The following is a 4509-nucleotide window of genomic DNA, read 5'->3' on the forward strand; positions in this document are numbered from 1 at the left end:
GGATCGGCGCGCCGATCCAGCGCAGGACGCCGTCGGAGCCCAAGGCCAGGTCGCCATTGGCGCAGGCGGCAAAGCGTTCGGCGCGCGCGTCGAACTCGGCCGCGAGCGCCTTCTGAGCGGCGATCCGCACCGCCTTGGCGTCCTCGCCGCCGGCGCTTTGGTCGGCGGTGAAGCGGAACCCCTGCAACTCGCCGACATGATGGCCTTCGACGAGGACGGTTCCGGTTGGGCTGATTTCGGCTTCAGGCATGGTATTTTCTCTAAGGCGCCGCATGAGGACGGAAGTCCTGCGGTCTATGAAGCGTTTCGTCAACCGCTCATGCAACGCATCCGACAATCTGTCTTCGATTTCGCGCGTCTTTTCCTGCCAGTGTAGCTGATCGGCCAGCCATCCAGGGCGGTTGGAGACGAAAGTCCAGGTGCGGATCTGCGCGATCCGGTGCGAGAGCGTGTCGATATCGCCTTCCGTCGTGTCGGCGCGCCGCACCTGCTCGGCCATGTAATTCTCATCGACATGGCCATGGCGCGCAAGGTCCATATAGATGGAGGCGATAAGATCGGCGTGCTGGGCCGGCGCGATCTTGCGGTAGTCGGGGAGCGCGCAGGCTTCCCAGAGCAGCGCGACACGATCCTTGCCGGTGGCCAAGGCGCGGATGTCGCCGTCCTTCGACAGATGCTCCAGCGCCTGCGCGTCGACAGCCGGCAGCGCGCGGGTCAGCCCCTCGACCGGCGCATTGGTCTCGGTCGAGCGCTTGAGCGCGTCGAGGCTGGAAAAATCGAAATCGGCGGTGCGCCATTGCAGCACCTTCACCGGGTCGAAATCATGGGCCTCGATCTTGGCGACCAGATCCTCGTCGAACGGGTCGACCTGCCCGGTGACGCCGAACGTGCCGTCGCGCAGATGCCGGCCGGCGCGTCCTGCGATCTGGCCGAGCTCGGCCGCGCTCAGGTTGCGGTATTGGTAGCCGTCGAACTTGCGGTTCTGGGCGAAGGCGACGTGCTCGAGGTCGAGGTTCAGCCCCATGCCGATGGCGTCGGTCGCGACGAGATAGTCGACGTCGCCGGACTGGAAGATCTCCACCTGGGCGTTTCGGGTGCGCGGCGACAGCGCGCCGAGCACGACGGCGGCGCCGCCCTGCTGACGGCGGATCAGTTCGGCGATGGCATAGACCTCGTCGGCCGAGAAGGCGACGATCGCCGTGCGCCGCGGCAGCCGGGTCAGCTTCTTCGAGCCGGCATAGGCAAGGTGCGACAGGCGCGGCCGCGTCACCACCGACACGCCCTTCAGCAGGCGCTGCAGGATGCCATGCATGGTGGCGGCGCCCAGCAGCAGCGTCTCCTGCCGGCCGCGCAGATGCAGGATGCGGTCGGTGAAGATATGGCCGCGCTCGAGATCGCCGGCGAGCTGCACTTCGTCGATGGCGACGAAGGCGGCGTCGGTCTCGCGCGGCATCGCCTCGACGGTGCAGACCGAGTATCGCGCGCCCGCAGGCACGATCTTTTCCTCGCCGGTGATCAGCGCCACCTTGTGGGCGCCGACCTTCTCGCAGACGCGCGCATAGACTTCGCGGGCAAGCAGCCTCAGCGGCAGGCCGATGATGCCGGTCTCATGCGCGACCATGCGCTCGATGGCGAGATGGGTCTTGCCGGTGTTGGTGGGGCCAAGCACGGCCGTCACGTCGCGGCCCGAAAGGATAAGCGGCTGAGAGTGTTTCGGCTGGATATTCATCGGCTCGGAAATGAGTGTTTCTGCCGCTTCGATTCTTTGAGCATGATCTTTCTCCGAAAACCGGTTCCCACTTTTCGGGATCATGCTTTTGGTCGGAAGCGCGGCGACGCCGCCGCGTGTGACAGCCGACACATAGGGATTTAGGACGCCGAGCGAAAGCGGAATGTTCTTTTGGGCAGGCGGGAATCGACGGACTCGGTCAAAACCGCCTGCCGTTAACGGCTGGAACGAGTCTGGAACGAATCAGCGACGAATCGCTGACTCGTTCTGATTCAGGTTTTGTTCACGGCTATATGTGGATTTTTTGACGGTGAGTCTCACCACATGCTGAATCGGGAAACTGGCCCGATTCATGCTTTGCCACCGCCGGGATCGCGTCGCCGTTAACCTTTGCCGGTGAACGGTCGCGGTCGATTGGAGAGGTGTCGTCAAGGTTATGAATTTGTTGAATTTTCTTAATCGCTTTTAACGATTTGGGTAACGTTTTCCGCTTCTGCGGTTAACTTTTCGACCAAAGCCAGAACGAATCGGCGACGAATCAGAGATGCAAGAAGTTTCCCGGTTTGTTCACCCCTAAATATGGTGTTATCCACAGCTTGCCCACCGAGGATTCACAGTTTGTCAGAAGGGTTGTGCACAGAGAGCGGCCGGGCCGTTAACTTTTGCGTCCCGAATTGAGGCAAGTTGGAGCGAATAGAGAGTAGCGAATAGGGAATAGGGGATAGGGATCTGATAACCGCCGCGCTGACGCCGCCGTTCTTCCCTATTCGCTACTCCCTATTCGCTAACAGGAGCCGCCGTGGCGACAAATGCCGTCAGGCAAAGTACTGGCCGCCATTGGCGGTGATGGTCGAGCCGGTGATGAAGCCGGCCTCGTCGGAAGCCAGGAAGACGACGCAGCGCGCGATCTCTTCCGGCTCGCCGAGGCGACCGACCGGGATCTGCGGGATGATGCGCTCGTTGAGCACCTTCTCGTCGATCGCCTTGACCATCTCGGTCGCGATATAGCCGGGGCAGATCACGTTGACGGTTATGCCGGCGCGGGCGCCTTCCTGGGCAAGCGCCTTGGAGAAGCCGATGTCGCCGGCCTTCGACGCCGAATAATTGGCCTGGCCGGCCTGGCCCTTCTGGCCGTTGATCGAGGAAATGGTGATGACGCGGCCGAACTTGCGGTCGCGCATGCCGCTCCACAGCGGGTGCGTCATGTTGAAGACGCCGGAAAGGTTGGTGTCGATCACTTCCTTCCACTGTGCCGGCGTCATCTTGTGGAACATGGCGTCGCGGGTGATGCCGGCGTTGTTGACCAGCACCGAGACCGGACCGAGATCGGCTTCGATCTGCTTGATGCCGGCGGCGCAGGCATCGTAGTCCGCGACGGACCATTTGTAGACCGGGATGCCGGTCTCGGCCTTGAATTTCTGAGCCGCTTCGTCATTGCCGGCATAGTTGGCGGCGACCGAATAGCCGGCGTTCTTCAAGGCGGCCGATATCGCAGCACCAATGCCGCGCGTTCCGCCGGTGACAATTGCTACCTTGCTCATGTGGTCCTCCCTTTAGAAATCGACTGAGCGAATAGGGAGTAGCGAATAGCGAGTAGGGGTCTGATGTCCCGCCGCGACGCTTTTTCTTCCCTATTCGCTACTCTCTATTCGCAATTGGCTGTTCAGATCGCTTCCACGCACATGGCGACGCCCATGCCGCCGCCGATGCACAGCGTGGCAAGGCCTTTCTTAGCGCCGCGGCGGCGCATCTCGTAGACCAGCGTGTTGAAGATGCGGGCGCCGGACGCGCCGATCGGATGGCCAATGGCGATGGCGCCGCCATTGACGTTGACGATCGAGGGGTCCCAGCCCATGCCCTGGTTGACGGCGCAGGCCTGCGCGGCGAAGGCCTCGTTGGCCTCGACGAGATCGAGGTCCTTGACCGACCAGCCGGCCTTCTCCAGCGCCCGCTTCGAGGCGGGAATCGGACCGGTGCCCATGATCGCCGGGTCGACGCCGGCGGTCGCCCAGGAAGCAATGCGCGCCAGCGGGGTGATGCCGCGGCGGGCGGCCTCGGCCTCGGTCATCAGCAGCGCGCCGGCGGCGCCGTCATTGATGCCGGACGCGTTCGCGGCTGTGACCGTGCCGTCCTTGTCGAAAGCGGGCCTCAGCTTGGTCATGGCGTCGATCGTGGCGCCATGACGGATATATTCGTCCTGGTCGACGATGGTGTCGCCCTTCTTGCCCTTGATGGTGAAGGCGACGATCTCGTCCTTGAACCTGCCGGCCTTCTGCGCGGCCTCGGCCTTGTTCTGCGAGGCAAGCGCGAACTCGTCCTGGGTTTCGCGGGTGATCTGGAACTGGCGGGCGACGTTCTCGGCGGTGTTGCCCATGTGGTAGCCGTTGAAAGCGTCCCACAGGCCGTCCTTGATCATGGTGTCGATCATCTTGTAGTCGCCCATCTTCACACCTGCGCGAAGATGCTCGGCGTGCGGCGACAACGACATCGATTCCTGGCCGCCGGCGATGATCACCTTGGCGTCGCCGGCGGCGATCTGCTGCATGCCGAGCGCGATGGCGCGCAGGCCCGAGCCGCAAACCTGGTTGAGGCCCCAGGCCGTCGTTTCCTTCGGCAGGCCGGCATTGATCGAGGCCTGACGGGCCGGGTTCTGTCCTTGAGCGGCGGTCAGCACCTGGCCGAGGATGACCTCGTCGACCTCCGCGGCTTCGACGCTCGCGCGGGCGAGCAGTTCCTTGATGACCACGGCGCCTAGCTCATGCGCCGGCGTGGCGGCGAAG

General features: G+C 63.4%; 3 protein-coding genes. All 3 read right to left on the reverse strand.

Features of this window, described 5'->3' with window-relative positions:
* Positions 1-1729 (reverse strand): helicase-related protein (locus EOA28_RS26015; RefSeq protein WP_281060923.1); only part of this gene is annotated, 1729 nt, incomplete at its 3' end.
* An 815-nt stretch (positions 1730-2544) separates the two neighbouring features.
* A complete protein-coding gene (gene phbB, locus EOA28_RS26020) occupies positions 2545-3270 on the reverse strand; it encodes an acetoacetyl-CoA reductase (RefSeq protein ID WP_126080779.1) in 726 nt (241 codons plus the stop codon).
* A gap of 122 nt (positions 3271-3392) precedes the next feature.
* On the reverse strand, positions 3393-4509 hold a 1117-nt coding region (locus EOA28_RS26025; protein ID WP_148670855.1), incomplete at its 5' end, for an acetyl-CoA C-acetyltransferase.

The sequence above is a fragment of the Mesorhizobium sp. M2A.F.Ca.ET.067.02.1.1 genome, assembly GCF_004023285.1.
Lineage (GTDB): Bacteria > Pseudomonadota > Alphaproteobacteria > Rhizobiales > Rhizobiaceae > Mesorhizobium.

Bases quoted from the DNA above. Each gene is read 5' to 3' on its own strand.
- phbB (WP_126080779.1), bottom strand. From the start codon at position 3,270: ATGAGCAAGGTAGCAATTGTCACCGGCGGAACGCGCGGCATTGGTGCT.